Raw genomic sequence first — 25,086 nt, 5'->3', positions numbered from 1 at the left:
ATGACGACCATCACATTCCCCACTGCTAGCCCAATTCACCGGACAACTGATGGCGGATCCGCCAATGAGAGTCAGCCCACACCTCCCAGCCCGAAAACAGCGACCTTCGTTGGGGGGTGTGCCGTGCTCGTTTGGGCGACGGCGGCGAGTTTCGCTGTTCTCGGGACGACGTTGCCACCCATGCTCTTCATCGGGGGAGCCTTTGCGTCCGGTTTCCTAGCGTTCCTCGTGGCACGCCTCTTACGGGGTCAGCCTGTACTTGGCATGCTGGCCGTTCCGCTGCCGGTCCTCTGTCTTCTTGTGGTGGGGTTTTTAGGTCACAACGGTCTTTACGTGACTGCACTGCGCTATGCTCCCGCCGCACAGGTCAACCTGATCTCCTACCTCTGGCCGTTGCTGATGGTCGGCCTTCTGGCGGCAACTCAGGTCGCCGAACCCACACCGGGACAGCTTGCAGGGAGCGTCCTCGGGTTCATCGGGCTCGTCTGGTTTGTCTCGCCAGGCTCAGTTAACGGCAGCTTCTTTGGTTACGCTCTGGCGTTCTCAGCGGCTTGCTGCTTCGCGGCCTATAGCGCGCTTAGAGCAAAGGTTTCGGGCGGACCCGCGGATGCTGCTGGTGCAGCTTGCGGGGTCGCGGCCATCGCGTCGCTGTTCATCCATTTCGCATTTGGAGGCAGCACTTCGATAGAAGTGGACCTAATGGCGATCCTTGCCATGGTCCTTATCGGCATAGGGCCAATGGGCGTCGCCAATCTGTTTTGGGACTATGGTGTGAGATACGGAGACGGGCGGGTTCTCTCAACGCTTGCCTACTTAACGCCGGTTTTGTCCACGTTGCTTCTCGTCGGGCTCGGGCTCGCGACACTCACATCCCAGGTTCTAGTCGGTGGCGCTTTCATTCTCGGCGGCATCTTCCTGTCTGCCGCAAGTGGGAGGAAGGCATAAGTTACGCTGCGCACCGACGAATGGGTAAAGTGGGCTCACAGCCACCGTCGGGTGCAACGCAGCATCTAGTTCTGAGGCCCGAGGCATCTCTTCGAGGACGGCCCCCATAAGAGACATTCGGCGCCGTTATCGGTGGCTGCAGTGCGGCTTCACCAGACTGGCCATTCGCTGCGAGAGCAAAGTCAGCAGCGGCCGAACTCACAAATCGCGGGACAAACCTACAGTTGACTGAAGCTCATCCAAGTAGCTATCAGTTGAGGCATTGGTATAGAACTCATGGTGTTTTGATGTTCGAGCATGGCTATTGTACCGTTTTTGCCGGTGTCTTCGTCTCGTTTGCGACTGGATTGAGTGCACAAGATATCGGACCATCGGATTACGGAATTGATCTTAACCTACGTGGTGAGCTGCTTAGGCCACAGCAAGCAGCCCCGACATTACCGAATGGTTTCGGCGTACGAATTGACAATGACTCTTTGGATTTGATTTCGCCACGCGAGTTGCCTGAGACGATGCTGTCACCAGGCACAACAATAAGTGATGACTTCACTTTTGACCTTAACGATCCACTTCGTGACAATCGACCGGTCACGGAGCTGGACCCGGCATTGCAGGCCCTAATTTTCACGCAAAACCGTGACCTTGACGGATTGGCAGCAATTGCAGGGCAGCAAGAGGTGATCGAGCGATTTGGATCGGATGCACCGATCGATGACATCTTGCAAGGTCTGGAAGTTACCCAATCGCAACCAATCTCGACGTTCACACCTGACGACATACGTACAATTATTGCACAACAACCGCAACTCACGGATACTGCGCGAGCGGTTGTGTGGTCCGAATTTCTCAATCAAAATATTGGCGGCTATGCATACATTGGCCTCGCTAATTCAATGGCCTTTGCGCCTGAGCCGGTAAGTGAGAGTTTTGGCATACTGCTAGCGCAATCCGATTCATCTTCGCGCGATGAGCTAATGGTGGAATGGCTGAATGCAAATCCCACCACCTCCGATCCTCGTGCTCTGGGTGCATTGTACGATCAGTCATATGAAGGTTTTTCACTACCCCAAGTCGGTCTGACTCCGCTAACAGCCGAAGAGGTACTTTCCCGGTTAGCGCCTGTGCCTCCAGGTGCTGATCCTTTTGCTGATCATCTGCGTGCCCGCATCGAAAGTGACCAAGGTAATCTTGAAAGCGCTCTTGCTGCGTTCAATCAGGTGGTTTCAGCTGAAAACCCACCAGCATCGGCATTTACGGATTTCGCGAATTTTAGCGCTCAAAACCCTCAGTTGTCGGGTGTCTTATCAGATGAGGAAATTATCAATAGCTACTTGGACGGCTTCGTAGGAGGTGATTTTGATGCGTTGCAGGGTCTTGGCTCTTATCCGAATACACCAAATGCAGTGATAATCGCTGCGACTGCTCAAGCTCTAGTCCAGGCTGAAACACCACAAGAACGGGCAATTGCTGCCCAGCAAGAGCGAAACCTATGTGCGGCCTATGGCGGTCGAGATGGTGGACCCTGCGAGGCACCGTCTATGATCTACTTCACCAATCGTGCCGAGGTTGCTGATGAAGGGTATTCCAACGAACCTGCATCGAATGGGGAAGTCCACTTTGGTCACCTGAACGTACCTTTGTTGTCCGAATTGCACCGGCGACGCGATGATCTTGGCAGATGGGGTGCGCGTTCATGTGTAACTGAGACTCGGCTAGCACAAAGGGTCTTTGATTGTGATCAAGATATCGCTCGTAATGCGACTGACGCCGGACCGTTGCAGTTTGACGTTGCCGAAGTTGACGCCTTCTCGGAAATGCTGAAGCCTTCGAACACTGGCACAACAGAGCAACAAGCTGTGGTATATATTCATGGTTTCAACAACTCACTTGAAGATGCCGCTCGTGACTTCGCCCGCATTATTCTGACTGCGAGGCTTCATGGGAGCTTCCAGCCAATTCTCGTTAGCTGGCCCTCCCAAGCAACCGCAATTTTTGACACAAGCGGCAGGCTGAGCTTGCCGGTCAACCAATATAGGCTGGATCGAAGCCGCGTACGCGACGCCTGTCAGCAGATTAAAGGTGCGCTTTTAGACATTCGGAATGCATATGGCAATGAGAACGTACACATCATTGTGCATTCGATGGGTAGCTACATGTTGCACCAAGTTCTCAATGGATGCCCAAGTGCAGACGATGCTAACACACAGCTTCAAGGTACCATCGCAAAGAACATCACTTTTTTAGCTGCGGACCTTGCGACAAGTGTGTTTGAAGCAGACAGGGAGCTCATATTAAGTTCTGCAAAACGCGTGACCATCTATGTTGCGCCAAGTGATCCTGTCCTTGAGTTCTCATCATCTTTGGAAAGACTGGAAAACGGCCCCGGGGATGGACCAAGACTTGGCAGCGGATACGATACGCTAGCGAATACGGCAGATGATCGCTTAATGGTCGTAAATACGCTTTTTTCTGAATTCGTTGAAACTGCGTCTGGCCCCACCCTGTACAATACTAATCACAGCTATCATATCAACACACCGGCCGTTCGGCGTGATATCTCGATGCTGTTGCGCGGCCATGTTAGAGATCAGGCAGAGAGATGTCTTGCGCCATCAGATGACATCTTGGACGGCACAGATGATCATCCAACTAGCTACTTTATTGTTCCCAACTGCCTGTAATGAAACGGGCGGCACCATCTGGTTTGGGGTCCACAGAGTATTGTTACCGTTAGCAGGTACGTCCGACGCCTGATCCGCCCATGCCTCTGCAGCTAGAAGAAGCTTCCGGCCCGAACCTGCCGTTGGCCGCAAGGATCCCATGTTGCGGTGCGGCCCGTCAGAGGAGACCTTCGCTGCAGGTGCACGGTCCCGACTCAAGCGAACTCACACTGTGCGGGACCTTGCTGACATTCACAGCACTTGCTCCAAGGTCTGCTTTCAGGAAACACCCTGCCAAAGACGGTGGGTCCTGTCCGCGATTCTTCGCCACGAAAGATCAGCGGTTCCGCCCCGCGCCGACATCGAGGGACCGCGTGCGGCGGGCATGACGGCAATCCATTTGGACGAGCTGGTCGCAGCAATGCAGCCAGGATGAAGGTCAGGGGGAGGGCGCTACCCTCCCCCGTTCGCCACGTGACAGATATGCGAGGCGGAAGCCTGCAAATCAGTGATCACGCAAGAAAGTGGTTCGGAGACCGGAGCAGTGGATGCCGAAAGCTATGATTGACCGATTCGTGAAGCATTAACAAAAGCCCAAGCTTCATGTGCTCTGTCAGCCTCAAAGGCCTTCGATTCAACCGGAATTACTTTATCGGCCCATTCGATCATTTTCGCAGCACTCTTGGGAGCACCAATGACCGCATACTTGCCGACTTTGCTCCATGACCTGACCTGAGCCTTCAGTACGTCGCTATCGAAGATCGCATCAAGATCACGACCCGTCATCGCACTGAGATCAAGAAGCATATCGACCTTGCCATCGGCTCGGTCAAAAACCTCATTCATGTGCTCTGCCATCGCTTCAACGTCATCATCGTCCGCGTGCCCAACTATCTCGAATGCGTGAACCCTTGGATTATCAGTTGCGATGGCTTTGATCGAACCATGTTGAAAGGTGTGCATTTTATATCTCCTGATACCGATTAATGTTAGGCAAGATTGCGATCTACGAAACCGCGTCTGCGTTCACATCTATCTCGGCAATCTTCGTCATGCGCCGGTCACCGTCATAGGTTTTGTCGAGACATTTCTGAAGTTTGGCAGCATCTTCCTTGAGGCCGAGACGCTTTGCAAAGGCGACTGTGCAGCCCCAGCCCGCAAGCGCATAATGCACCATACGCTGATACTGCGTAATGATCATCGCATCTTGAGCGTCCTGGTCCGAGAAGTCAGCCTCGAGGCTATGGGCTCGCGCTTCTTTTACGAGACCCTCCATACCTTTACAGAATTCTTCGGTGGCGTCTTCACCATGCGCCGAGACAATCTCCTTCGCGATGGCCATGCCATTCTGAATGCCCTCTGCTCCCGCCTTCAGGGCTGACTTCAGGTCTTCGTTTTTCGCAGCATTCGCGAGCGCCTCTGTCACCGGATGGCTTTGATTGCATGCGCTGTAGAGGTCTTGAAGCTGGTCGATGTAAACATCTTTGAGGCTACCGATGGTCATTTTGCCGCTCCTAACAAGTGATGAGTGCGAAACGCGTCAGACGTTTCGCCGGACGAACGCGATGATCGCCAGGATCAGGAAAACGACAAACAGAACCTGCGCAATCCAGGATGCGGTGCCTGCGATGCCACCAAATCCGAGAACGGCTGCAATAATTGCAACGATCAGAAATATCAGAGCCCACCTGAGCATTTTCAGTCTCCCATTAATTCTTTGTTCAACGTCGCAACCCTCAAAAGGTTCCCGAATGAGTGCCGTAGGCGTCTTTCCGCCACGGTTACGAGGTGGGGGGACGATTAGAGGTATTCGCGACTTCTCCCTATGTGGATGTCATCAGAAAAGGAGACCGCTATGAATTGGGATCAAATCCAGGGAAAATGGAAAGAGATGAAAGGCAATGCCCAAGCCAAGTGGGGCGAGTTGACCGATGACGATCTCGACGAGATCGACGGCAACCGCGAAGCCCTTGAGGGCAAGCTTCAGGCGAAATATGGAAAATCGAAGGAAGAGGCCAAGCGTGAAGTTGATGAGTGGATGAACTCGTAAGGTTCCGGCCTTTCACTTCGATTGGAGGCGCAGGGGGGTGACTACCTCGACCCCCCTGCGCCTTTCATATTTTCTTAGCTCCAACGCGGGAGCCAGAGAGCCATCTCTCACTTTACCACATTGAGCCGCAGCCTTTGTCAGGCGACTTGGAGGGGTTGTGATATGATTTCGGCAATAACCGATCTTAGACGCCGCAATTCGAGCGGTTTCAACACTCCTCGCCGTCCGGTTGCCTGAAGAGCATTCAACTCGTTCTGGCTATCGACCAGATACGCCACAGAGATGCCCTGTCTCGCGAGTTCGTCACCGAAAGCAACGCTTGTATCGCGGCGGAGGCGTAGGTCCATAAGCACCACATCGGGCCGTGTGATCGAAGCGATTTCGCGCGCGCCAGAAACGCTGCAGTGCGAGCCCATTACCGAACAACCCATTTGCTCCAAAAGATCGGATACGACCGATCCAATCCCGATCTGGCTTTCAACCAGCAGTATTCGCGTTCTCTTCAATTTTGAGGTTCTCCGTCGAAGTCGCGAAAATGCGATCCGATACCTGTCAGATGGATTGATGCCGTTTGGAAACAAGGGGACGAGAGCGATCACTACCAAATTCTCGTCGGACATTTGCGGGCAGGCCGGATATCGCATCTCGACAAAAATCTCATACACCGATGAGGGGCGTCTGCCGCCACGCCCATAATAATGTTATACGCCCATTGCTGGACTTGCGTTAAATGGTCCGATGAGAGGGGCCAGAAACATGTCACAACAAAATCGGGTAGAGGACGATGGTGAGAAAGCGGGAGACGTATCGTTGGCGGAGGACGCCCCCGACGTGAAAATCGTCAAGCGAAACGGCTTCGACACAGCCGTCGGATGGGCCATCATCGGCCTTGCGGTTCTGGCTCTCCTGACTGCGCTGGCCATCGCTCAGGTCTTCATCGTGCCGGTCATCATGGCTTTCCTGCTCGCGCTCGTCTTCAGCCCGCTTTGCCGATGGTCCCAGCGGCGTGGCGTGCCTGAGCCGCTGTCAGCACTCGTCATCGTCGTTGGTTTGCTTACTGCGCTTGCGGCAACGACGTTATCACTCGCGTTGCCGGTCACAGGCTGGCTGGAGGACGCGCCGAGCATTGCGCGTGAGGCCGAACGCAAGCTGCGGGGGCTCATGGGCGTCGCGGAAACGGTCACGGATGCAGGCCGTCAGATTGAGGAAGCTGCCACGGCGGGCGACGGGGCCGAAGGTGCGCCCATCGAGGTGGTGGTCGCTGAAGAAGGGCCGTTGACAACCATCGCACTCGGCGCGCCTCTCGTCGTCGCTCAGACGATCTTCATCATGATCCTCACATTCTTCATTCTTGCCTCGGGCAGTCTGTTCTACGAACGGCTTGTGCACGTGATGCCGACAATGACCGAGAAGAAACGAGCATTACAGATCGCCTATGACATTGAGCGCGACGTCTCGCGGTATCTGTTGTCGATCACGGCGATCAACGCCGGTCTCGGCGTGGCGGTGGGCTGCACGATGGCGCTTCTCGGCATGCCGAGTCCGCTTGCGTTCGGTCTTCTCGCCTTCTCGCTCAATTTCGTGCCCTTCCTAGGTGCAATCGGAGGCGTTGCGATCTCGTTTGGGGTTGCACTCATCAGTCTGCCGACGGCGTTCGATGCGTTTGTCGTGGCAGCGGCGTATTTTGCGCTGACATCCATTGAGGGGCAGCTGGTGACGCCATGGCTTGTTGGCCGCCGTCTTCGCCTTAACACCGTTGTGATCTTAATCGCAGTGGCCTTCTGGGCCTGGCTCTGGTCGATCATGGGAATGATCATGGCAGTGCCCTTGCTCGTCTGCCTTCGAGTGCTGTGCAAGCACGTCGAGCCCCTAAAACCATTTGGTGAGTTCCTCGCAGGGCGGGACGATTGATGAAAACCGTCAGTCGATGTACCCGGATCAGATGATCCAAGCCCTTGCAGCATATTCGGTCTCGGGACTGATTGGTTTTTTGCCGTACTGACCACTTTGCCCTTCAGCCGCTTGCGACAGGGAGCCATTGCGCGTCGTTGACTTGGTGCAGACTGGGAAGATGAGAGTTAGACGTTGAGAACAGGCATTGCTCTCTGCAAGGGACATGCAACACCTGCAAGCTGATGAAGATCGCTTCAAGCTTCAAAAACAGACGGCGTAACTATAGCTTCGGCAGACGGGCGAGCATGGCGCAAGACTGAGTTGTCCATCTTCAAATCCATTCTCTTCGAGAGGCACCGTTAATAAGCGTGGTCATCTGATACGTCAGTTCCTTGATTTGGCTACTAACCTGAGAGCCAAACCAAAGAGAAGGGCCGGGCAAATGCCCGGCCCATGTATATTTAGCCTTCATATTCAGGCTGCTGTTCCAAAGCTTCCTGCGAGCTGTCGATGTATACCCGCACATCTCCACCATCTTCGGAGCGGACAATCTGCAACTCATCGAACGTTACGGCGACATGACGTTCGCCAATGCCGAGGAATCCACCCACATCGATGACAGCACGGTCGAGTTGTCCGTCATCAGTCAGTAGCAGCTCACCGATGTCTCCCACATCTTCATCGCCCGGGCCGTACACACGCGCGCCGGTCAAATCTTCGGTTGTGAGGTCTTCGATGGTTGCGGTCTGATAGCCGTCGCGCTCGACGGCGGGAGGTGTCAGCATTGGTCGATCAGCCGCTGTCTCCATCGGGGCGTCAGCCTCGGTGTCGGTCTCCATAGCGGTCTCTGTATCAACTTCTTCCATTGCTGCTTCCCGCTCATAGACGTACTCAGGCGCCTCTTCGACGCCAGCAGCGCTCGCATTGATCACGAGGAAGAAGTCGTCGCTGTCACCCTCTTCGCTCACAAATCTAATTTGGGACATATCGACAGCAACGTCGCGTTCACCGACACCGATGAAACCGCCAACGCCGACGATGACAGATTGCACAGTACCATCGCGCGTTAGAATGATTTCGTTGATTTCACCGATATCATCCCATTCCGTCTCGCCGTCGGCAGCGATAGTGGTTTCGTTATTGATGTCGGCTTCGGTAGCGTAAACACGCATGCCGATCAGCTCGGAAGCGTTGAGATTTACTGCTTCATCGAATGTCATATTCGAAAACGCTGCAGTATGCCCATCAGCATATACTGCGGTTCCAAGAATCATGGCGGTTGCGGCGGTGGCTAGAAGGCGTTTCATCTCTAAACTCCAATTGTTGTTTCCATGCCCGGATGGGCGACTAATCATAGAAACAACGGATGAAGTTGATTTTGGTTCCGAGTTGGTGATCCCACGGAATGCGGAGAAAAGGTGTAAAACTAAGCGGCTTCGTCCACTATTCGGACCAGCTCATCACTCCCGTAGGGTTTGGAAAGCAAGGCAATCGGCTCAAGCTCTTCAAGTCGCGTTTTGGTCGCGGGATCGAGATTGCCGCTCGCAAAGATGACTGCGATGTCCAACTGTGACCGAACTTCCTCGACAGCAGCGCGGCCGCATCCGCCATCTTTCAGTCGCAGATCGACAATCATCAGATCAGGTTGGTGGACAAGAGCCAATTCGATAGCCTTGCCTTCAGTAGTTGCCGTTCCGACGACCTCGTGCCCCGCATCTTCAAGTGCCATTTCCGCATCCAGGGCAATCAGAAGCTCGTCTTCGACAATCAGAATACGCAACAGCTCATCCGCCGAGGGCGTGCCCCCAAATTCTCTAGGGCTCGAATTCCAGTTTGACGATCCATCCATTGGCCTGTGTCTTTGTTATTTTTGCATCCAGTTGCCGGGCGAGGATGCTTGTCAGTTTTGTGCCCAGCCCATTGGCCGCTTCATTACGTGGCAACCCTGACTCAGTAGACTCATCAAGCGGGGTTTTGGTTCCCGCTCCCCTGCCATTATCTGACACTTCAACGACCGCCGTTCCGTCACTGTTGCTGATAAGCCGCACATCGACACGGGGGTCTGAATCGAAATTTTCTGTCTGGGCCACGCCTTCGACAAAGGCGTATTTGAATGCATTCGTGACAAGCTCATTGATGATCAGAGAGAGCGGAACAGCTTTGTCGGCAGGCAACGTCAACTCTTCGGCTTCGACATTTAACGAAATGTTTCGCTCGTCGGCCCCATGCCCATTTGCCAGACGCTCGCAAAAGCGGCGCAGATACTCGCCGAACTCGACGGTACGCACATCTTCGTCGTGGTAGAGAGCGGCGTGGACTGACGAGATCGCCTGGACGCGGGCGGACGCTGCATGCAGCAGCGCTGCGGCCTCATCCGGCGCAGAGCGCGCTTGAAGCGACAAGATCGAGCTGACAAGTTGCAGCGAGTTCTTGACCCGATGGTTTACTTCGCCGAGCAATATCTCTTTTTCCTCAAGCAGTCGCACCTCATCTTCGATGTCAACAAGTGCGACTGTTGCTCCTATGGTTTGTCCCTCGGGGTTCCGGACCGGCTCACCAATAACCCGCATCCAGAACCTTGTCCCGTCGCCGCGCTGATAATGAACGTCGAGTTCCGCATGATCTTCGCCATCCTTGATGACGCGGGAAAGTGGATACTCGTGACTTTCGACCTGTCGTCCATCGGCGTGAAACGCAACCCACTCTCCGTAGGAGTCCGTATCCTCAGAGCGGAGGACCGAGTGTTTGAGATTTCGCTCAACCCATGAGTTGCCGTGAACAATCCGTCCCGTCGCATCCGCAAGCACGACGCCGACCGGAACGGTCTCCAGCATCGCCTCGAGTAATGCAGTGCGGTCTACGGATGCAGCAGGGCCTAACGTATGGGGTGCGTCTTCGTTTTGGGCGAGCAGCGCACGTGCGGCTGCCAGGTCCCGCCGCAGCCGTGCGATCTCTTTGTATGGGTCGTCCAGTGTGTCAGCCTCATCTGCGGAAATCGCCTCGTGAGGTGAGGGAACATCACCGCTAGCCAATTTGTCGTCCACGATGAAGTCCTTTCAAGCCCCGTATCATGGCTTCAAGGTATAGTATTTGTCAGCTTTTTGAAAGATGGGGCCTGGGCCGGAGGGTGGCACGGTCCCTGATCCGAACACACAAATGCAGACCGGAGCCGATGCCCGCTCCTACTGTTCAATGTGTTGCCAAATACGTCGGCGCTTTGCAGGGGAAAACTGCGCTGTATTATTGCGTAAGCGATTCGACGGAACAGAAGAAATGAACGATTTCCCTCACTTGAACAACGGTGGCGACCACCTCGACCTCATCCTTGCCACATCCGAGATCGGAATTTGGGAACTGGATGCGGCCACCGGCAAGGCACTGCGCAATCTGCGTCATGATCAGATTTTTGGGCACAACACTCTGCTGGATGAATGGAGCGCGGAGATATTCCTGACCTATGTTTTCAAAGAGGACCGGGATCGGGTCGAAACCCTGCTGACCAAATCCTTGCAGGATGGCAAGCCGTGGTCGTTTGAGACCCGCATCCGACGTGCAGACGGGATTGATCGCTGGATCAGCGCCAAGGGTATGCCGAAGTTTTCGGATACGGGCGACGTGACGAAGCTCATCGGCCATGTGATCGACATCACGGAGACAAAGCAGAATGAGGACCGGCTCAAACTGCTCTCCAAAGAACTCAATCACAGGGTCGCGAATACCTTCACGATCATGAACTCGATGATCCGTCATGCCGCGAAGAAGACGACTACAGTCGAAGACTTCGCTGATACCCTCATGGAACGATTGGGCGCATTGTCGCGTGCCAACAGGGTTCTGGTCGCTGAGGAGGCGCAGAGATCAAGTCTTCAGGACATTCTTGACATGGAGTTTGAGGCGTTCGCGGGTTGGCGCGCGCGGATTGATATCACCGGAGATACCCTTGTCTGGTTTTCTGGGGAAGCTTCGGAAGCCCTTGCGATGATCTTCCACGAACTTCTCACCAACGCGGTCAAGCACGGCGCTCTCTCTGTCCCGACCGGACAGGTCAACGTGCGTGTTGGCAACGGGGCTGGTCAGCGGGTTTCAATCACGTGGACTGAAACAGGCGGTCCTCCCATTGCGCCCGAGCGAAACAGCGGAATTGGATCGAGCATCCTGCAAAATGCCTTGCGTGAGGAAGGCACGGTCAAGGTGGACTACTCTGCCAAAGGCCTGATCTGTGAGATTGCCGTATATGACAGCTTTCAACGCGAGATACCCGATACGGTCGTTCCGTCCTCGACGGCCTTGCCCGAAGGGCAACCGGTCGATCCGGACGGAGCGTTCTCCGAGCGAAAGATCATGGTTGTGGAAGACGATCCGATTATCGGCATGGATATTGCGGATATATTTCGGACACGTGGGGCGTCGGTCGTCGGACCCTTCACTACAGTGGCAACCGCCCTTCAAGCGTTGCGAGAGGCACCGGATGCAGCCTTGCTGGACGTGAATCTCGGGGAAGAGACAACGGATGTCATCGCATCGCAACTTTCCGATCTCTCAATACCGTTCCTGATCCTGAGTGGTCAGATGGACAGTTCCGATTTGGGAGAGGCGTTTCAGGGTGTGCCAATCGTAGGCAAACCCTTCGGAGAACAGGACCTGGTTAGGCGTGTGAGTGCTTTGCTTTAGCAGCCAAAGGGTTTTCGCGCAGGAGGTTGTAAACCCCTTGCCATGATTTTCTCGTCCAGAAACGGTCGTTTGCGGCACAGACGTCGCTGACGCCGGAATCATTGAAAATTTTTTGTGCCACAAACCATTGGCAAAAGTGCCGTTGATTTTATTACGTTTCTGGCATGAGCGGACATTGGTGCAGAGTGCAGCATCTGGTAAAGAGGGCTCGCAGCCGACATTGACAACTTGGCTTTGCATTCGCAGAATTGCTAGGTGGGCTTGACTCTCGTCCACATAAGAAAGGGAGCCACGTTTCCGCGGCTCCCCGAAGCGAACGGTTCTATGACCGATCCGACTGCTAGATGATCTATGAAACGGCGTCCTTGGGTCAGGCCACCAGCGACAGCCCGGTCCCTTCGCCCTGTTCCCGCTCACCGTTGTCCACGAACGGAATGATCGAGAAGGTCTGGCCACCCCGCTGCTCCTCGTTCTGCACGGCGTTCACGCGGAGATCGCCGTCGGGCGTATTGATCAGCAGCGAGACATACTCGTTGCCGGTCCGGGCGCTCTTGGCCATCCAGGCCGAGCCGACGCGGATCGGGTGGCCTTTGGGCGAGCTGACTTCGATCCGGTAGTCGGGATGGGTCTGCTCCGTCTTGTAGTCGTTCTCGATCAGCATGAAGTCGAGGTCGAACATCATGTTGGCGATGTAGCCCGCAAAGGCGTTGTCGGCGTCCATCGCCGTGAGCTCGCCCGAGATCGAGCCGGACTTCATCGTGCCGTTCGAGACGAGCGGGATGATCTCGAACTGACCGGTGCCCGCCTCACGGGCCTCCTTGGTCTGCACCGCGTTGACGCGGAAGGGTCCAAGGCCGACATCGAGTTGCATGGAGAGGTAGGGATTGCCGGTGGTATTGCCGGTCTCGTTCCAGGCGGTGCCGATCCGCACCTTGCGGCCGGACCTGTTGACGGCGGTGACGTCGTAATCCGGGCTCTTCTCGGACATCTTGGTTCGGGTCTCGAGCTGGATCGCGATGTCGAACCGGCTGGAATGTATCATGCCGGAAAACACGGCGGCGGCGGTCTCGGGCGTCTTGGTCAGGGTTCCTGCGAACATGGGATTTCTCCTTGGGATTGCCGGCCCGGGCGTCTGCCCTGCGACCGGCGGGTTACGTTTCGACCCCTGATGGGATCACACACCCCGAAAGCCTGCTTTCGCCTTTCCTACTCCACGGCCCGTCAGCCTGACGCGACGCCGGAACGGGTGTCCGACGTTGGCGCCCGCACAGCAACCCCGATCTCTGCCGCCCGCCCCGCCATCCAGTCCTGGAGGCCGAGAAGGGTTCGGCCGGAGGCAACCTCGGCAATCCAGGCCTCACGCGGGTCTCCTTCCATCTCCGGGCACAAGCGGTCGATATGTCCATTGGCCATCCAGGGCTCGGGCTGAATGCGTGTGAACCAGTCCGCGAGGCTCGGAATGCGGCCCTGGCAGTCCTCCCGGACATGCTGCTCGCCGATCCAGCGGACGGGGATGTCGCGGCCGGCTGCATTCGTGAGCGCCGCACCGAACACCCGTTCGGCCTCAAAGATACCTTGGGTGTGGTGGCGCAAGGCGCGATGCGTGAAGAGCGCGAGATGCGCCTTCGAGGCATCGAACCAGTCATGGATGGCCTGGTAGTCGGACGGGACGCCGCCATACTTCCGGGCAGAGCTTTCGGCATGGTGGACAGGATGGGCCATGTCAGAGGCCCTTGTCACGGGAATGGGAGTATTCGACGTAGCGGTCGGCGTGATCGAGCGTGATGCTGTCGGCGGTGATGTCCCAGGTGAGCGTCCCATAGCCGCCTTCGTTGTTCTCGAAGCCGGGGTGGTGGTGATAGGCGAAGGACCAGGCGAAGTCCTCGAGATTCGTGGCAATGTCTTCCGCGAGCCCGATACCCGTGGGCTGAAGGGTGACGCTCTCGACATTGCCGGAATCGCCGTAGCCTTCGTATTCGGCGATCACGTGCGCGACATCGAGCGCACGCAGCGCCGCGAGGAGCTCAGTCCTGGCGGCCTTGTTCGCGGCTTCTCGCTCCGCACGCCACTTTTCCATCATCGCGGAGTAGTCGGTCTGGGGATTGGTCATGGGTCCGTCCTTACTGTCAGGTTGCGGGTTCGACAGACCAAAAAGCCCGCTCTGCGCTTTTGGACGCGGAGCGGGCTCGTTGGCCAAAACTGGCGGCGGTCACTGCGAAGGGACGATCACGCCCCCTGCCCCTTGAAGAACTCGGCCAGTACAGGACTCGCATCGCCCTTGGCGGAGCCGAGCAGCTCCGATCCGACCAGCGACGCTTTCGAAAGCCGGACGAGACCGCCGGTTTCCTCGATGCGATAGCATCGGCGCTTCTGCCCGCCGCGCCGGTAATGCGTAGCTGTTACGATCTGGCAGGTGCTGCCGTCGGTGAGCGTCACGGGCGCGGCGAGCCGGATCCTGTCACCTTCCGCGTAGTCCGGGATCGCGGCCCAGTCGCGGCAGCGCTGGCGCCAGGCATGGGCATAGCTGTCGGGGTCTTTGAGATCAGAAAGCAGGCCCAGAAGACTGAGCGGTGCGTGGGATCCCACCGGTCCGGCACTCTCCTCCATGTCCTTATAGCCCCAGCACCCATCGTCGTAGCGCGTGAGGAACACCGCTCCGAAGGTGATCGAGCCATCGGCGTCTGTGACATAGGTCGTGTCCTCGACCGGCGTTCCATCGAGCATCGTCACCTTCGCGGCCGCATACCAGGTGGACCCGACCTTTGAGGCTTTGACCAGCACCGTCTTGCGGGTGTCGGTCTCGAAGGTGCAGAGCCGTGCGATCTCGGCCTTTTCGTCGGCATAGGTTTTGACGCGGCGGTCGGTGTAGAAGAGCCAACCCACTATGCCGCCCTCCGGTCATCGATCTCGATCAGGGCATCGAGCGGCACCCGGTAGGGCAGCATCTCGTCAAAATCCTCGCAATTGCCGGAGTTCTGCACGAGCGCCTGAGTGTCACTAGCGTCCTTCAGGATTACCCGGAACGTCCCGCCGAGCCCGGAGGGCACGTCGTAGACACCGCCGATCAGGTAGTCGGCTGCGCGGCGGGCGAAGACGCGGATCGTGTGGCCATCGGTTGCCAGCCGGATGGTCTCATGGCCACGATCGATCAGCATCTGCACGTCATCGAGGATGTCGGTGTAGAACTGGCCGGTCAGGTCACGAAAGGCCGCCTGCCGTGCCGCCATCCAGTCGGGGTCGCGGAACGGGTTGAAGCCCTCGGCGAAGACGTAGGACGGATCGGCTTGCGCCGTCGTGACGATCCGCGTTGTCGTGCCGTTGATGCCGTTCGAGCGCAGATGGACGCCGTTGCCGACGATGAGGATCAAGGCGGGTTTGCCAACCGGGCCGTTCCAGTTCGGGAGGAAGGTCGAACAGGACCGTGCATGGGCAATCTGGGCCGCGACGTCGGTCGCTGGGAAGCTGAGAAGGGACATTTGCGTCACCTGTCATTTGGATGGAAGGGGGCGACCCGCGTCGGACCAGCCGGGCGGGTCGCCTGCGGGATCAGGCCGCCTCGGCGACGTCGGTCTGTTGCTCCGGCACATCGAGGTCAGCGTCTTCCTCGCCTTCGATGCCGGACGTCTGCATCATGGGCGGGCACCAGGCGGCAACAGCCGCGCGCTGTGCGTCGGTGAGCGTCGCGAAGGGCTCAGAGAAGAGCTTGTCGCAGAAGGCGACTATCTCTTTCTTGCTCGACGAGGCCAATATAGCTGCCTCCTGCGTGAGCCCTAACTCCACGCCAAGGATCTTCAGGAGCCAGGCCTTCTTGAAGCGGTTGAATAGGGCTGCAGTCGGCGTCCAATGCGCCCTGACGTCCGGCATGACCTCGATCTCGAAGGCATGCATCAGGCTGTCGCTCTGCGGATTGCGGGCAAAGCAGGACTGGGTCGTCGCCGCGGTCGCATAGGCGACAAGTTTCGCCTTCTCGGTCGGCTTTAGCTCGCGAAACCGGGCGAAGCGTTCTGCGGGCGAGACCGCCTCATCGTTCCAGGACAGGTTCAGAGCGTCATGAGCGTCGGCCACCTGCTCAAGCGAGGTCCCATCGATCTCGTCCATCTTCGCGTGCGTGCGATATTCCTTGCGGGCATCAATCTTGATCGCGTGAGTGACACTCATGCCATGACCCAACACGTCGCTGACGAGCTTGAAGAGCGTCAGGTCCAGCGTGGCCTTCGGATGCTGCGCCATCGCCGCGCCAAGCGCCATGGCCCGTTCGGTTTTGAGATCCTCCGTTAGAGAGGCCGGGTAGACGATCTCGTCGCTATCCGCATCTGCCTTGCCGGTCGCCGACCCTGACGCCTTGCCGGGGTTCTCCGTCTTGTCCTCGGGACGGACCAGCCCGGTATGAAGGGTCACCTGCCCGTTCGACCAAGAGGCGATCACACCGGATCGCGCAAGATCTTCTTTGCTATAGGCTTCCTGTGCAGGTCGCGGGCTTCGACTTCCAGTTCATCGACCTTCTCGTAGAGCGCCTCGTAGGCGTCTTCCTCGAGGCTCTCGTCCTCCATTTCGCGTTCGAGCTTTTCGAGCTCGGCGGTGATTGCCTTGAGGCGCTTCTGGCCCTTGGCGTCGGGCTCGATCGGTCCGGGATAGACCCGGCCATAGTCGGCCATCGCCGCATAGTGGTAGCGGATGACGGCTTCGGCCCAGCCAAAGCCCATCGCAGCCCGAGCCTCCTCAGCGGCGGCGGTGAGTTTTTCAAGGAGGATCGTCTCGACGAGTTCGGCGTCTTCCAGCACCGAGTGTTCTTCGAGAAGATCGGCGGCAATCGCCCCGCCCCGCGCCTCGTAGTCCTCGCGCACGAAGGCCCCGATATCGTCGCTCACTTGCACGCCACGGGATTTGAGCGCCTGGCGAACGGTATAGGCCTGGAAATAGTTGTCTTCCTTGGTCAGGGCCTCGAAGAATTCGCGTTGCACCTCCTGGCTCGGGTGGTCCGCGAAGGCCTTCATCGTGTCGAGCGTGATCGATTTGGAGCGCGCGGCGTCGCGGATGTCAGGATGGATGAGCCCGTAGCGCAGGCGGCCCTTCACGGCGGCGACGGTCGTGCCGAAGGTCTTGGCAATCGTCTCCGGGGTCTGCCCGTCGACCTCCATCATCCGGGCGAAGGCCTCGAACTCGTCGATCGCGTTCATCGGGGCCTGGGTGATGTTCTCGGCGAGCGACAGGGCCGTGGTCACGTCGCAATCGTCTGTGACGAGACGGCAATCGATCTTCGTGCTTTTCGTGAAGCCCTTGGCGGACTTGTCTTCCACGAGCTCCTGGAGTGCGGCGTGGCGACGGCCGCCCGCGAGGACGCCGAACTTGCCGTCAAATTTCTGGACGAGCAGTGGCTGAAGCAGGCCGAGAACGGCGATGCTGGCTTTCAGATGAGCGATGTTCTCGGAGGCGTAGCTCTCCGGAGACTTCGCGCGCACGTTGGCGGGATGGGCCACGAGATCGCCGATGGCGACGGAAACGGGTGTCAGGGATTGGTTCATGGTCTGTCCTTCTTGAAGTGGGTCAGGTCCACGCGGGAGTTCCGCGGGACCGATCCCCGGTTCCGGGGATCAAAGGGACAAAAGGCCCACTTTCCCTCTTCCGGGGTCAGCGGGCCCTCTACTGCTCGGCAGGTGCGCCCTGCCCTACCAGTCGTGCGCCATCATGATGGTAAGGACGCGCATGGTGGTCTCGGGATTTTCGGGGGTCTCCGCGCCGTAACGGAAATCGGAGCTGGCCTCGTAGAGATCGATCTTCCAGAAGACGCGCTCGCCGCGGATCGTCACCGCCCCGAAATCATGCCAGCCGGCGGGATCGTTCTCGGGCTCGAATGTCTCGAAAGTTCCGACCGCCTGGACGGCCTCGGTCACGACGCTCTCACCGGCGTCCAGGAGGGATCGTGTGACATGCAATCGGCCCGGGATCGGCTGATCCGGCGCGACGCCGAGACAAGCGAGCCTGCGGAAAGCGTCGTTCTGGGCGGCGACAATGGTCGGATCGGGTTGGCTGTGATCGGGATCGGGAGGCTTGCGCATGGGTCTGTCCTTTCGGGAGATGCTGGAGACGCCCGACCCAAAGCCTGCTTTTCCTTTCGGCCAGCAGAGGCCGCCCGGTTCCTGTGATCAGCCCGAACCCTCCACTCTGGAGGCGACCCTTCTCATGCGGCCTCGTCGGTGCAGGACAACCGGCCCGCCTTCGACGCGGCGATCAACCAGTTGCAGGCGCGTTGTGCATCGGCCGCGTGCTTGAAGATGGCGGACTTGTCCGAGCGCAGAACATGCAGCCAGCTGTCGAGATAGGAGGCGCTCATCTCAAGCGTATGCGCCGAGAAGCCGAGCTCCTGCCCCAGAAAACACGAGGTGAGCTCTGCGACGATCTCTTCGCGTGCGTAAGCGGTGTTGCCGAAACGCGCGTCGCCGTAGGACCGATTGAGCCGATGCCGTGCCTTGGTGGCATGAGCCATCTCATGGGCCCAGACCCCGTAAAACGATCGCGGATCCTCGAAGAGCGCGATATCCGGCATGTAGACCTTGTCGACGGCGGCCATGTAATAGGCCTCGCGACCGGTGAAGCTCGTTACGATATCGATCGCCTCGAAGAAGGCTTGCATATGCGGGATAGGCTTGTGCGGCGGGTGATCAGGCACTGGCGCCGGATCAGGATGGAAGCTCGCGGGCAGGCCCTCGATCTGATCGGCGTTGAACACGCGATACGCCTTCTGAAACCGAAACCCGCTCGTTTCGGCCTCATCGTCCTCTGTGTCACCCGCTTGCCCGTCGCTCCGGTTTTTCGCCTGGCCATAGTAGACCACGACGGAGGATTTCTCGCCCTTACGGACCTTGGCTTCGAGTGCGTTGGCCTGCCGGAGCGTCATCCAGAATGGCGAGCTAAAGCCCGCGAGCTGTGTGCGCATCGTGAGCAGGAAGTTGTTGATGCCTTGATAGGGCTCGCCGCTGTGCCGCAGCGGGCGCGAAGCAGCACCAGCCGTCCACGGCTTTCGCCAGGGCAGAATGCCGCGCTCGATCACGCGGATCAGCTCACTTGTAATCGCCTCCGAAGCGTCGAATCTGGACGCGCGGGATCGGGCCATGGCTGGCCTCCTTTCTGGGGTGCGATTGGGGACGATGTCGGGACGCGCAGCATGGCCGCGCGTCGCCACGGATCCGCGCGCCGAGCGGCACGAGCGGATCGCTTTACGAGGATAGAAAGACTTCCGGGGCGGGCGTGTTGGCCTAAACGACCTGCCGCCATCGTGCGACGGCGGTCACGGGCAGACAATGCCTGTCAGCAGAGTTCAGGGGGAGATCGTTGATCCTGACCGACAGGCCGAACTCCGACCGGACCCGTCAGAGACACCCCCCAACTGCCAGTTCCGTCAGTACCCAAATAGTAAGGGCACTTTCACTTTCGAAGGACAGGAGAGGACCCGCAGACCGAGGAGCTCCGGAGGGAACAGGCCCTACTTGATCGCGTAGTCCTCGAGCGACTTGCCCGCCTCGAGACCTTCCTTGATCCAGGCAGGCTGACGACCGCGCCCGCTCCAGGTCAGTGCAGGGTTCTCCGGATGGCGGTACTTCGGCGGTGAGGCCTTTGCTTTCCCCTTCGCCTTGCCCGTCAGATCGGCCAGCGAGTAGCCGAACTCTTTCGCCTTTGCCTCGACTGCAGCGAGGGCCTCTTTGCGCTGGTTCTCCTCGAAATCGTCGATGGCCTTGGCCACCTGCTTTTGGAGCGTTTTCAGTTCGTCGAGGGAAAGCTTGTCGATCTTGGGAAGAGCCACTGGGTCAGTCCTTGGGATGCGCGGATAATCGTTCTTTAATCATGAGTTGGACCTAGTTGGAAGAGAATGCGCAGATCTGGCGATCCGCAGTCAAACGTCTTCTTTGCGCGATGAGCTCACCAGGGTACGGATAACCGAGAACTATCGTCACCTTCGACGTCGAGGTCTTGTTCCAGTCCACTAACTTGCCCGACTTTTTTTCCGCCCGGATCAGTGAACCGAGATGTGTTGCGTAATTCGGTTGCAAATCAATTTCATTTTGCAACAGGTTTGCGAGACACGGCGAGTTGAAAGAACAACAACGGGCAAAGCCGAAGAAATCCTAGAAAACATTCTACAACAATGGTTTGCATGAGGTCGACCGCGCCTCGCGGCGTGGCGTAAAAGGACGTTTGTGCACGGCCTTTCTGCCATTCTAGCCATGTCCGATCTGGAACGGCCGTCAGACCCTCTGCTTCCTGCGAAGCGAAGATGGCGGCCTTCCGTAGAGCGCCTTGAACACGTCGTTGAAGCGCCGGACGCTTTGAAAGCCCGCCGCAAATGCGATCTCTGAAAGAGCTAGGTCACCGGCATCAATCATCCGTTTAGCGCGCTGCACTCTCGCCGTCGCTGCAACTTGCGACGGGCTAGCTCCTGTGTGTTTGGCAAACAGGCGCGACAGATGCCGTGATCCAATGCCGAGAGATGCTGCCAACTCATCCACGCTTCGCGTGTCGAGAAAGCCGTCTTCGATAAGCCGCATGGCGCGACCAACAGTGGTCGCGGTGCCGCGCCAAGCCGGGCTTCCGGGCGCTGTCTCTGGGCGACACCGCAAACAGGGGCGGAACCCAGCCCGCTCGGCGGCCGCTGCTGTCGGATAAAACGTGACGTTGGCCGATTTGGCCGGGCGCACCGGGCAGACAGGACGACAGTAGATTTTGGTGGACCGGACACCAGAAAAGAACAGCCCATCGAAGGATGGATCGCGTGCAAGCCGAGCTTTGTCGCACGTTTCAGGATCGGGGAACAAAGGTGAGACGTCTTCCATACCTGAACTTCGCCCGAAGCCGTGATCGCGGTCTAGCTGGAATCGGACTCCATCGGGGGATGACATCTGATTCCAGCCAGCGGAGCTGCCCAGTGCGGGTGATAACGCGGGAAATTCAAAGGTCTCCCATGTCGCAATCGCCTCAAAACCCCGTACTCGAAATCGCTCTGCTCGTCTTATTGTCTTTCCTGTGGGGTGCGTCCTTCACGCTGATCGAAGTCGCCATCGACACGATTCCGCCTGCCACAATTGTGTTTGGTCGGCTCGTCATCGGTGCTGCACTGCTTGTGGTTCTCGCCCTTTGGAGCGGCGTTGCCTTTCCAAGGTCAATGACACGCTGGGGCGCGCTATTGATCCAGGGCATCCTTCAGAGCGCACTTCCGTTCACTCTGATAAGCTGGGGCCAGAAACACATCGACAGCGGGCTCGCAGGGTTGCTGAACACGACGCCGCCGCTATTCGTCTTTCTGATTGGATTTTTCCTCCTTAAAGATCGCAGCGCGGGGACCAGGCAAGTTCTCGGTATTTCATTGGGTTTCGCGGGCGTTCTTGTGATCATGGGTCCAGCGGCATTTGCCGGTGAGGGCAGTTCTGTCCTCGGACAGTTGGCCGTAACGGGAGCAAGTCTCAGCTACGCGGTTGCGGCGATCTACGCGAAGCGGTTCTCAGATCAACCCCCGGTCCTGACCGCTGCGTGCTCGATGGCGTTCGCGGCGCTCCTCATGGGGCCTGTATCCTTTTGGGTTGGTGATCCTCTAAGCCTCGAGCCCACTGCGCCCGCAATCGCCGCCGTCATTGCCATGGGCGTATTTTCGACGGCAATCGCCATGGCGATCTACTTTCGGCTTGTCCGCACACTCGGACCTTTGGGTGTCACGACAGGCAGCTATATACGGGCTGGATTCAGTGTGGTCTTGGGTGTTGCACTACTCGGCGAAGCTTTGTCACCGACGCTCATCGCTGGCCTTGTGATGATCTTTGCAGGTGTTGCCATCGTCACAGGTCATCTGAAGCTGCCAACCAAGGGGCGTCTATTGAACAAAAGTGGCTGATCACCATGCAGGGTTACCCACCTCGGCGGCTAGACCGGCTCGCACATGGCGACTGTTGCACAAAGGAGCGGTTGCGCGCGGCCAGAGCTGCTCAGAAACCGTCCAGAACCGCGCCGCCTCTACCGAAAGGTTCCGGCCGGGCGGAGTCGATGATCCTCCGAGGCTTAGGAGCTCGGACAGAATCCACCGATTTTGCGCTGGCCGCTATCACAGAGGAGACAAGGCTTCCGATGGTCTGCGCTCGCGAAATGGCCTTCTAGCTGCGATCCTAGACGGCTTCAGCGTGCGCGCCGCCCGCTTCAATGATGGCGGCAGCGAGCGGTCCATAGAGGGTTCCGTGCAGCGATCCGGGGATGATCTTCAGGACCGAACCGGGAAGCGCGCGATGGAGAGACCATGCGGTCGAGAGCGGGCAGGACAAATCAAGTCGGCTGTTGATGAGCGTCACCGGAAGGCCCGCCAGGTACCCTGCGCGGTCCAGAAGCGGCGGATCGAGCCATGCCAGATGTCGGAAGTAATGCGTCACGATGCGTGCAAAGCCCAAACGGAAGACGGGATCGTCGAAGCGTCCCGATGGCTCCGCGCGCGGGTCCACCTGAAGCACGGCCTCCTCCCATCGGCACCACGCGCGCGCGGCCTCGAAGGCGATGCCCGGATCATCGCTCGCGAGACGTGTCGCGTGGGCCTCCGCCATGCCGACGCCCGGCGCACTGTCCGGGGCACCTGCGCGAAAGGCCTCAAATGCCTCGGGAAGAAACATCCCTGCGCCACCGTAGAGCTGGTCCAGTTCGACCTGCCCCGTCGTTGTGACGGCAGCGAGTATCAGACCAGTGACGCGATCCTTATGGGCATGGGCGTAGGCCTGCGCGAGCGTCGTTCCCCACGATGCTCCGTAGACTGTCCAACGCTCGACCCCAATCAAGGAACGCAGGCGTTCAAGGTCGGAGACGAGGCAATCGGTCGTGTTGGCGTGGAGCGCACGAAGGTTTTCGCCTGCATGCGGGCGCGAGCGGCCGGACCCGCGCTGATCGAGCGTCACGATGTGCCATCGCTCCGGATCAAAGAGGCGCGGAAGCCGCTCTGACGTGCCTGCCCCTGGACCGCCATGCAGGAGGACAACCGCAGGCCGCGATACGTCCCCGAATGTTTGCCACCAGACTTCGTGGCCGTCCTCCTTCGGCAACCAACCGGACTGAAGTGGAGGAGAGGCTTTGAAAAGCGCCATGTCTGAACCTCGCAAAACAATGCCTGGTGTTCTTATTCAAGAGGGAAGGGTGCGCTGGTCCTCCACGCCTCTGGTCCTTCGTTAGCTGAGCCTTTCCGCCATGAACGCTTCAGCGGCCTTCCATGCCCTGTTGGCGGAACGCTCATCATAAGCCATCCCGGTTTCTGGAGAGTTGGCCCTTGGATGTGTAAATGCATGACCGGTATGGCCAAAGGCGAGGAGCTGCCAGTCCGCCCTGGCCGCGGTCAATTCAGCAGCAAGGCTCAACACATCTGAGGGCTGCGCCAAGGGGTCGTCCCATCCATGAAGAATAAGGATAGCTGCTTCAATCGCGGCGGGAGACTCAGGGAGCCAATCCGGCTTATTGAAGAGGCCGTGAAACGAGACCGCAGCTTTTATCCCGATGTTCGCTCGCGCCGCGTCGATCACGCATTTGCCGCCAAAGCAAAAGCCAATCGCGGCTGTCCGCTGAGCGTCGACGCCATCCATTGCGATCATTGTCGTATGAGCGATCCTTAGTCTTTCGAGTAACTTGGCGCGGTCTGCATTCATCTCGCCCATAAGGGCATTGGCTTCTTCTGCATTCGCCGCACGCCGTCCTTGGCCGTAAACATCCACTGCAAATCCCACGTAGCTCAGACGGGCAAGTCGTTCGGCGTACCCTACATCGATATCGGACTGGCCGCCGAATGCATGACAGACCATAACGCCTGGTCTGGGGCCGTCGGTGCCGACAGGGCGAAACCGAACTCCCTCAAATGGTCCACCGGGGCCATTATAAACAATAGTGTCCGTTTCAATATCAGTCATCGCTCTGCCAAATCTAATCTCATTCCAAATACTGCCGATTCCACAATGACCCTGTTTTCCCAATTGCTTTCGCAAGCTACCTTCTGAGGAAACCCAACTCTACACCTCGTAGGGCCGCTCAACACCCAAAGCCTCTTGCAGCTTGTCCCAGGTTGCGACTTCGAACCGCTCCGGCCAGTCCACGCCACGCTGTTTCGCGAGCTTGCGGGCGCGCGGCAAATAGGCCTTCGCATAGGCGAGGTGTGTTGCGATCATCGCCTCCCGCTCTGCGACAGGCGCGGGCAAGGCGGTAATCAACGCCTTCTGCTCTTCGGTCAGCAGGCGGTTCAAGTGAAGTGCTCCGCCTCGATCCGGCGCAGCGGTTTCTTCAACCATGAGGTCGATCAGTTTGGTGCGCAGGTGGAAGATACCCGCGACACCGTTGATGTATTCTTCGCGACCTGCCGCAAGATGCAGAAGCCCCAATATGCGAATGAACTCCTCGATCTGACGGAACAGGCGCGCCGGTGAAGCCTGCGGTTGTGGTTGCTCTTTCGGTAACTGGTCGTAAAGACCGTCATGATCGAAGAGAGGTCGAAGGCTTGTCTGATTGTGTGCTGCGAACTGTTCGGGCTTCAGGATGATCACATCCGTGCGTGTCCAGTCTGCGGTGATGGCATTGATCAGCGCAGGACGAACATTCCGATCCCACCACATCACGATGTCGCCGGTGCGTGCGATGGCGGTCTTCCACGCTCCGGCAACCTTGTCGGTAGGCCCGTCTTCCGACACCAGAACGAAGTCGATGTCACTATAGGCGTCTGCCCGTCCGTTGCCGAAACTGCCGCTCAGGAAAAGGCCGCGAACGGCAGAATGATCGCATAGCGCGTTGCTGATCGTATCTATGACACGCTCTGACTTCATGAACTCTTCCTTTCACTTGGCATACGGATTCGCACTTCAGGGACGTGAAAAG

Annotated in this window: 25 protein-coding genes and 1 pseudogene; 6 read left to right on the top strand and 20 right to left on the bottom strand. The window is 58.0% G+C overall.

Annotated elements, in window-relative coordinates:
• Together AADZ90_RS20235 and AADZ90_RS20230 are read left to right on the top strand one after the other, a co-directional pair.
• Positions 1-945, top strand: a complete 945-nt coding sequence (locus tag AADZ90_RS20235; protein WP_367312266.1) for a DMT family transporter — start codon at positions 1-3, stop codon at positions 943-945.
• Positions 946-1,232: 287 nt separating this feature from the next.
• A complete protein-coding gene (locus tag AADZ90_RS20230; protein WP_367312267.1) occupies positions 1,233-3,626 on the top strand; it encodes an alpha/beta hydrolase in 2,394 nt (797 codons plus the stop codon).
• Between the two features lie 537 nt (positions 3,627-4,163).
• On the opposite strand, the gene AADZ90_RS20225 is transcribed toward AADZ90_RS20230, so the two are convergent.
• From AADZ90_RS20225 to AADZ90_RS20215, 3 genes are read right to left on the bottom strand one after another with little or no spacing between them, the layout of a single operon-like run.
• The gene (locus tag AADZ90_RS20225; protein ID WP_367312268.1) at positions 4,164-4,568 is read right to left on the bottom strand and encodes a SpoIIAA family protein; all 405 of its coding nucleotides are present in this window, start codon (positions 4,566-4,568) and stop codon (positions 4,164-4,166) included.
• Between the two features lie 43 nt (positions 4,569-4,611).
• Entirely contained in the window at positions 4,612-5,109 is a 498-nt protein-coding gene (locus tag AADZ90_RS20220) for a DUF892 family protein (RefSeq protein WP_367312269.1), read from the bottom strand.
• Between the two features lie 36 nt (positions 5,110-5,145).
• Entirely contained in the window at positions 5,146-5,301 is a 156-nt protein-coding gene (locus AADZ90_RS20215; RefSeq protein WP_367312270.1) for a DUF1328 domain-containing protein, read from the bottom strand.
• Between the two features lie 159 nt (positions 5,302-5,460).
• Between AADZ90_RS20215 and AADZ90_RS20210 the strand changes: the two genes are divergently transcribed.
• Positions 5,461-5,655 (top strand): CsbD family protein, encoded by a 195-nt coding sequence (locus tag AADZ90_RS20210; protein WP_367312271.1) that lies wholly within the window; start codon positions 5,461-5,463, stop codon positions 5,653-5,655.
• Between the two features lie 137 nt (positions 5,656-5,792).
• Here the strand turns inward: AADZ90_RS20210 and AADZ90_RS20205 are convergent, their stop codons facing one another.
• Positions 5,793-6,320, bottom strand: a complete 528-nt coding sequence (locus tag AADZ90_RS20205) for a response regulator (protein ID WP_411997118.1) — start codon at positions 6,318-6,320, stop codon at positions 5,793-5,795.
• 91 nt (positions 6,321-6,411) lie between these two features.
• Here AADZ90_RS20205 and AADZ90_RS20200 point away from each other — a divergent pair, with 91 nt between their 5' ends.
• Entirely contained in the window at positions 6,412-7,566 is a 1,155-nt protein-coding gene (locus tag AADZ90_RS20200) for an AI-2E family transporter (RefSeq protein ID WP_367312273.1), read from the top strand.
• A gap of 443 nt (positions 7,567-8,009) precedes the next feature.
• Here the strand turns inward: AADZ90_RS20200 and AADZ90_RS20195 are convergent, their stop codons facing one another.
• The 3 genes from AADZ90_RS20195 to AADZ90_RS20185 form a co-directional block, all read right to left on the bottom strand.
• Positions 8,010-8,855 (bottom strand): PRC-barrel domain-containing protein, encoded by an 846-nt coding sequence (locus AADZ90_RS20195; protein ID WP_367312274.1) that lies wholly within the window; start codon positions 8,853-8,855, stop codon positions 8,010-8,012.
• Between the two features lie 119 nt (positions 8,856-8,974).
• Positions 8,975-9,328, bottom strand: coding sequence for a response regulator (locus AADZ90_RS20190; protein WP_367312275.1), 354 nt, complete (start codon positions 9,326-9,328; stop codon positions 8,975-8,977).
• 34 nt (positions 9,329-9,362) lie between these two features.
• A complete protein-coding gene (locus AADZ90_RS20185) occupies positions 9,363-10,592 on the bottom strand; it encodes a sensor histidine kinase (RefSeq protein WP_367312277.1) in 1,230 nt (409 codons plus the stop codon).
• Positions 10,593-10,821: 229 nt separating this feature from the next.
• Here AADZ90_RS20185 and AADZ90_RS20180 point away from each other — a divergent pair, with 229 nt between their 5' ends.
• Entirely contained in the window at positions 10,822-12,219 is a 1,398-nt protein-coding gene (locus tag AADZ90_RS20180) for an HWE histidine kinase domain-containing protein (protein WP_367312278.1), read from the top strand.
• Positions 12,220-12,589: 370 nt separating this feature from the next.
• Here AADZ90_RS20180 and AADZ90_RS20175 read toward each other — a convergent pair whose 3' ends face one another.
• The 10 genes and pseudogenes from AADZ90_RS20175 to AADZ90_RS20130 form a co-directional block, all read right to left on the bottom strand.
• The gene (locus AADZ90_RS20175; RefSeq protein WP_367312279.1) at positions 12,590-13,318 is read right to left on the bottom strand and encodes a DUF736 family protein; all 729 of its coding nucleotides are present in this window, start codon (positions 13,316-13,318) and stop codon (positions 12,590-12,592) included.
• 122 nt (positions 13,319-13,440) lie between these two features.
• Positions 13,441-13,941: a DUF6915 family protein gene (locus AADZ90_RS20170; RefSeq protein WP_367312280.1), complete on the bottom strand. Its 501-nt coding sequence runs from the start codon at positions 13,939-13,941 to the stop codon at positions 13,441-13,443.
• Position 13,942: 1 nt separating this feature from the next.
• Entirely contained in the window at positions 13,943-14,329 is a 387-nt protein-coding gene (locus AADZ90_RS20165; protein ID WP_367312281.1) for a DUF6878 family protein, read from the bottom strand.
• Between the two features lie 116 nt (positions 14,330-14,445).
• Positions 14,446-15,102, bottom strand: coding sequence for a DUF6927 domain-containing protein (locus AADZ90_RS20160; RefSeq protein ID WP_367312282.1), 657 nt, complete (start codon positions 15,100-15,102; stop codon positions 14,446-14,448).
• Entirely contained in the window at positions 15,102-15,695 is a 594-nt protein-coding gene (locus AADZ90_RS20155; protein ID WP_367312283.1) for a regulator, read from the bottom strand. The genes AADZ90_RS20160 and AADZ90_RS20155 overlap by 1 nt, the downstream gene beginning before the upstream one ends.
• Before the next feature lie 70 nt (positions 15,696-15,765).
• Positions 15,766-17,741: pseudogene (locus AADZ90_RS20150) on the bottom strand (ParB/RepB/Spo0J family partition protein).
• Positions 17,742-17,885: 144 nt separating this feature from the next.
• On the bottom strand, positions 17,886-18,275 hold the full coding sequence (locus AADZ90_RS20145; protein WP_367312284.1) for a DUF3768 domain-containing protein: 390 nt from the start codon (positions 18,273-18,275) through the stop codon (positions 17,886-17,888).
• Between the two features lie 122 nt (positions 18,276-18,397).
• The gene (locus AADZ90_RS20140) at positions 18,398-19,330 is read right to left on the bottom strand and encodes an ArdC family protein (protein WP_367312335.1); all 933 of its coding nucleotides are present in this window, start codon (positions 19,328-19,330) and stop codon (positions 18,398-18,400) included.
• Between the two features lie 369 nt (positions 19,331-19,699).
• The gene (locus AADZ90_RS20135; protein ID WP_367312285.1) at positions 19,700-20,017 is read right to left on the bottom strand and encodes an H-NS histone family protein; all 318 of its coding nucleotides are present in this window, start codon (positions 20,015-20,017) and stop codon (positions 19,700-19,702) included.
• A gap of 442 nt (positions 20,018-20,459) precedes the next feature.
• A complete protein-coding gene (locus tag AADZ90_RS20130; protein ID WP_367312287.1) occupies positions 20,460-21,044 on the bottom strand; it encodes a bifunctional transcriptional activator/DNA repair enzyme AdaA in 585 nt (194 codons plus the stop codon).
• A gap of 128 nt (positions 21,045-21,172) precedes the next feature.
• Here AADZ90_RS20130 and AADZ90_RS20125 point away from each other — a divergent pair, with 128 nt between their 5' ends.
• Entirely contained in the window at positions 21,173-22,096 is a 924-nt protein-coding gene (locus tag AADZ90_RS20125) for a DMT family transporter (RefSeq protein ID WP_367312288.1), read from the top strand.
• 268 nt (positions 22,097-22,364) lie between these two features.
• Here AADZ90_RS20125 and AADZ90_RS20120 read toward each other — a convergent pair whose 3' ends face one another.
• The 3 genes from AADZ90_RS20120 to AADZ90_RS20110 all read right to left on the bottom strand — a co-directional run bounded on the left by AADZ90_RS20120 (position 22,365) and on the right by AADZ90_RS20110 (position 25,034).
• Positions 22,365-23,321: an alpha/beta fold hydrolase gene (locus tag AADZ90_RS20120; RefSeq protein ID WP_367312289.1), complete on the bottom strand. Its 957-nt coding sequence runs from the start codon at positions 23,319-23,321 to the stop codon at positions 22,365-22,367.
• A gap of 81 nt (positions 23,322-23,402) precedes the next feature.
• Entirely contained in the window at positions 23,403-24,131 is a 729-nt protein-coding gene (locus tag AADZ90_RS20115) for a dienelactone hydrolase family protein (protein WP_367312290.1), read from the bottom strand.
• A gap of 99 nt (positions 24,132-24,230) precedes the next feature.
• The gene (locus AADZ90_RS20110; protein ID WP_367312291.1) at positions 24,231-25,034 is read right to left on the bottom strand and encodes a nucleotidyltransferase domain-containing protein; all 804 of its coding nucleotides are present in this window, start codon (positions 25,032-25,034) and stop codon (positions 24,231-24,233) included.
• Positions 25,035-25,086: the final 52 nt, after the last annotated feature.

It is taken from the genome of Aestuariibius violaceus (genome assembly GCF_040779325.2).
Lineage (GTDB): Bacteria > Pseudomonadota > Alphaproteobacteria > Rhodobacterales > Rhodobacteraceae > Aestuariibius > Aestuariibius violaceus.
Note: the sequence above shows the minus strand (reverse complement) of the source record. Positions and strands in the feature narration are given on the sequence as shown.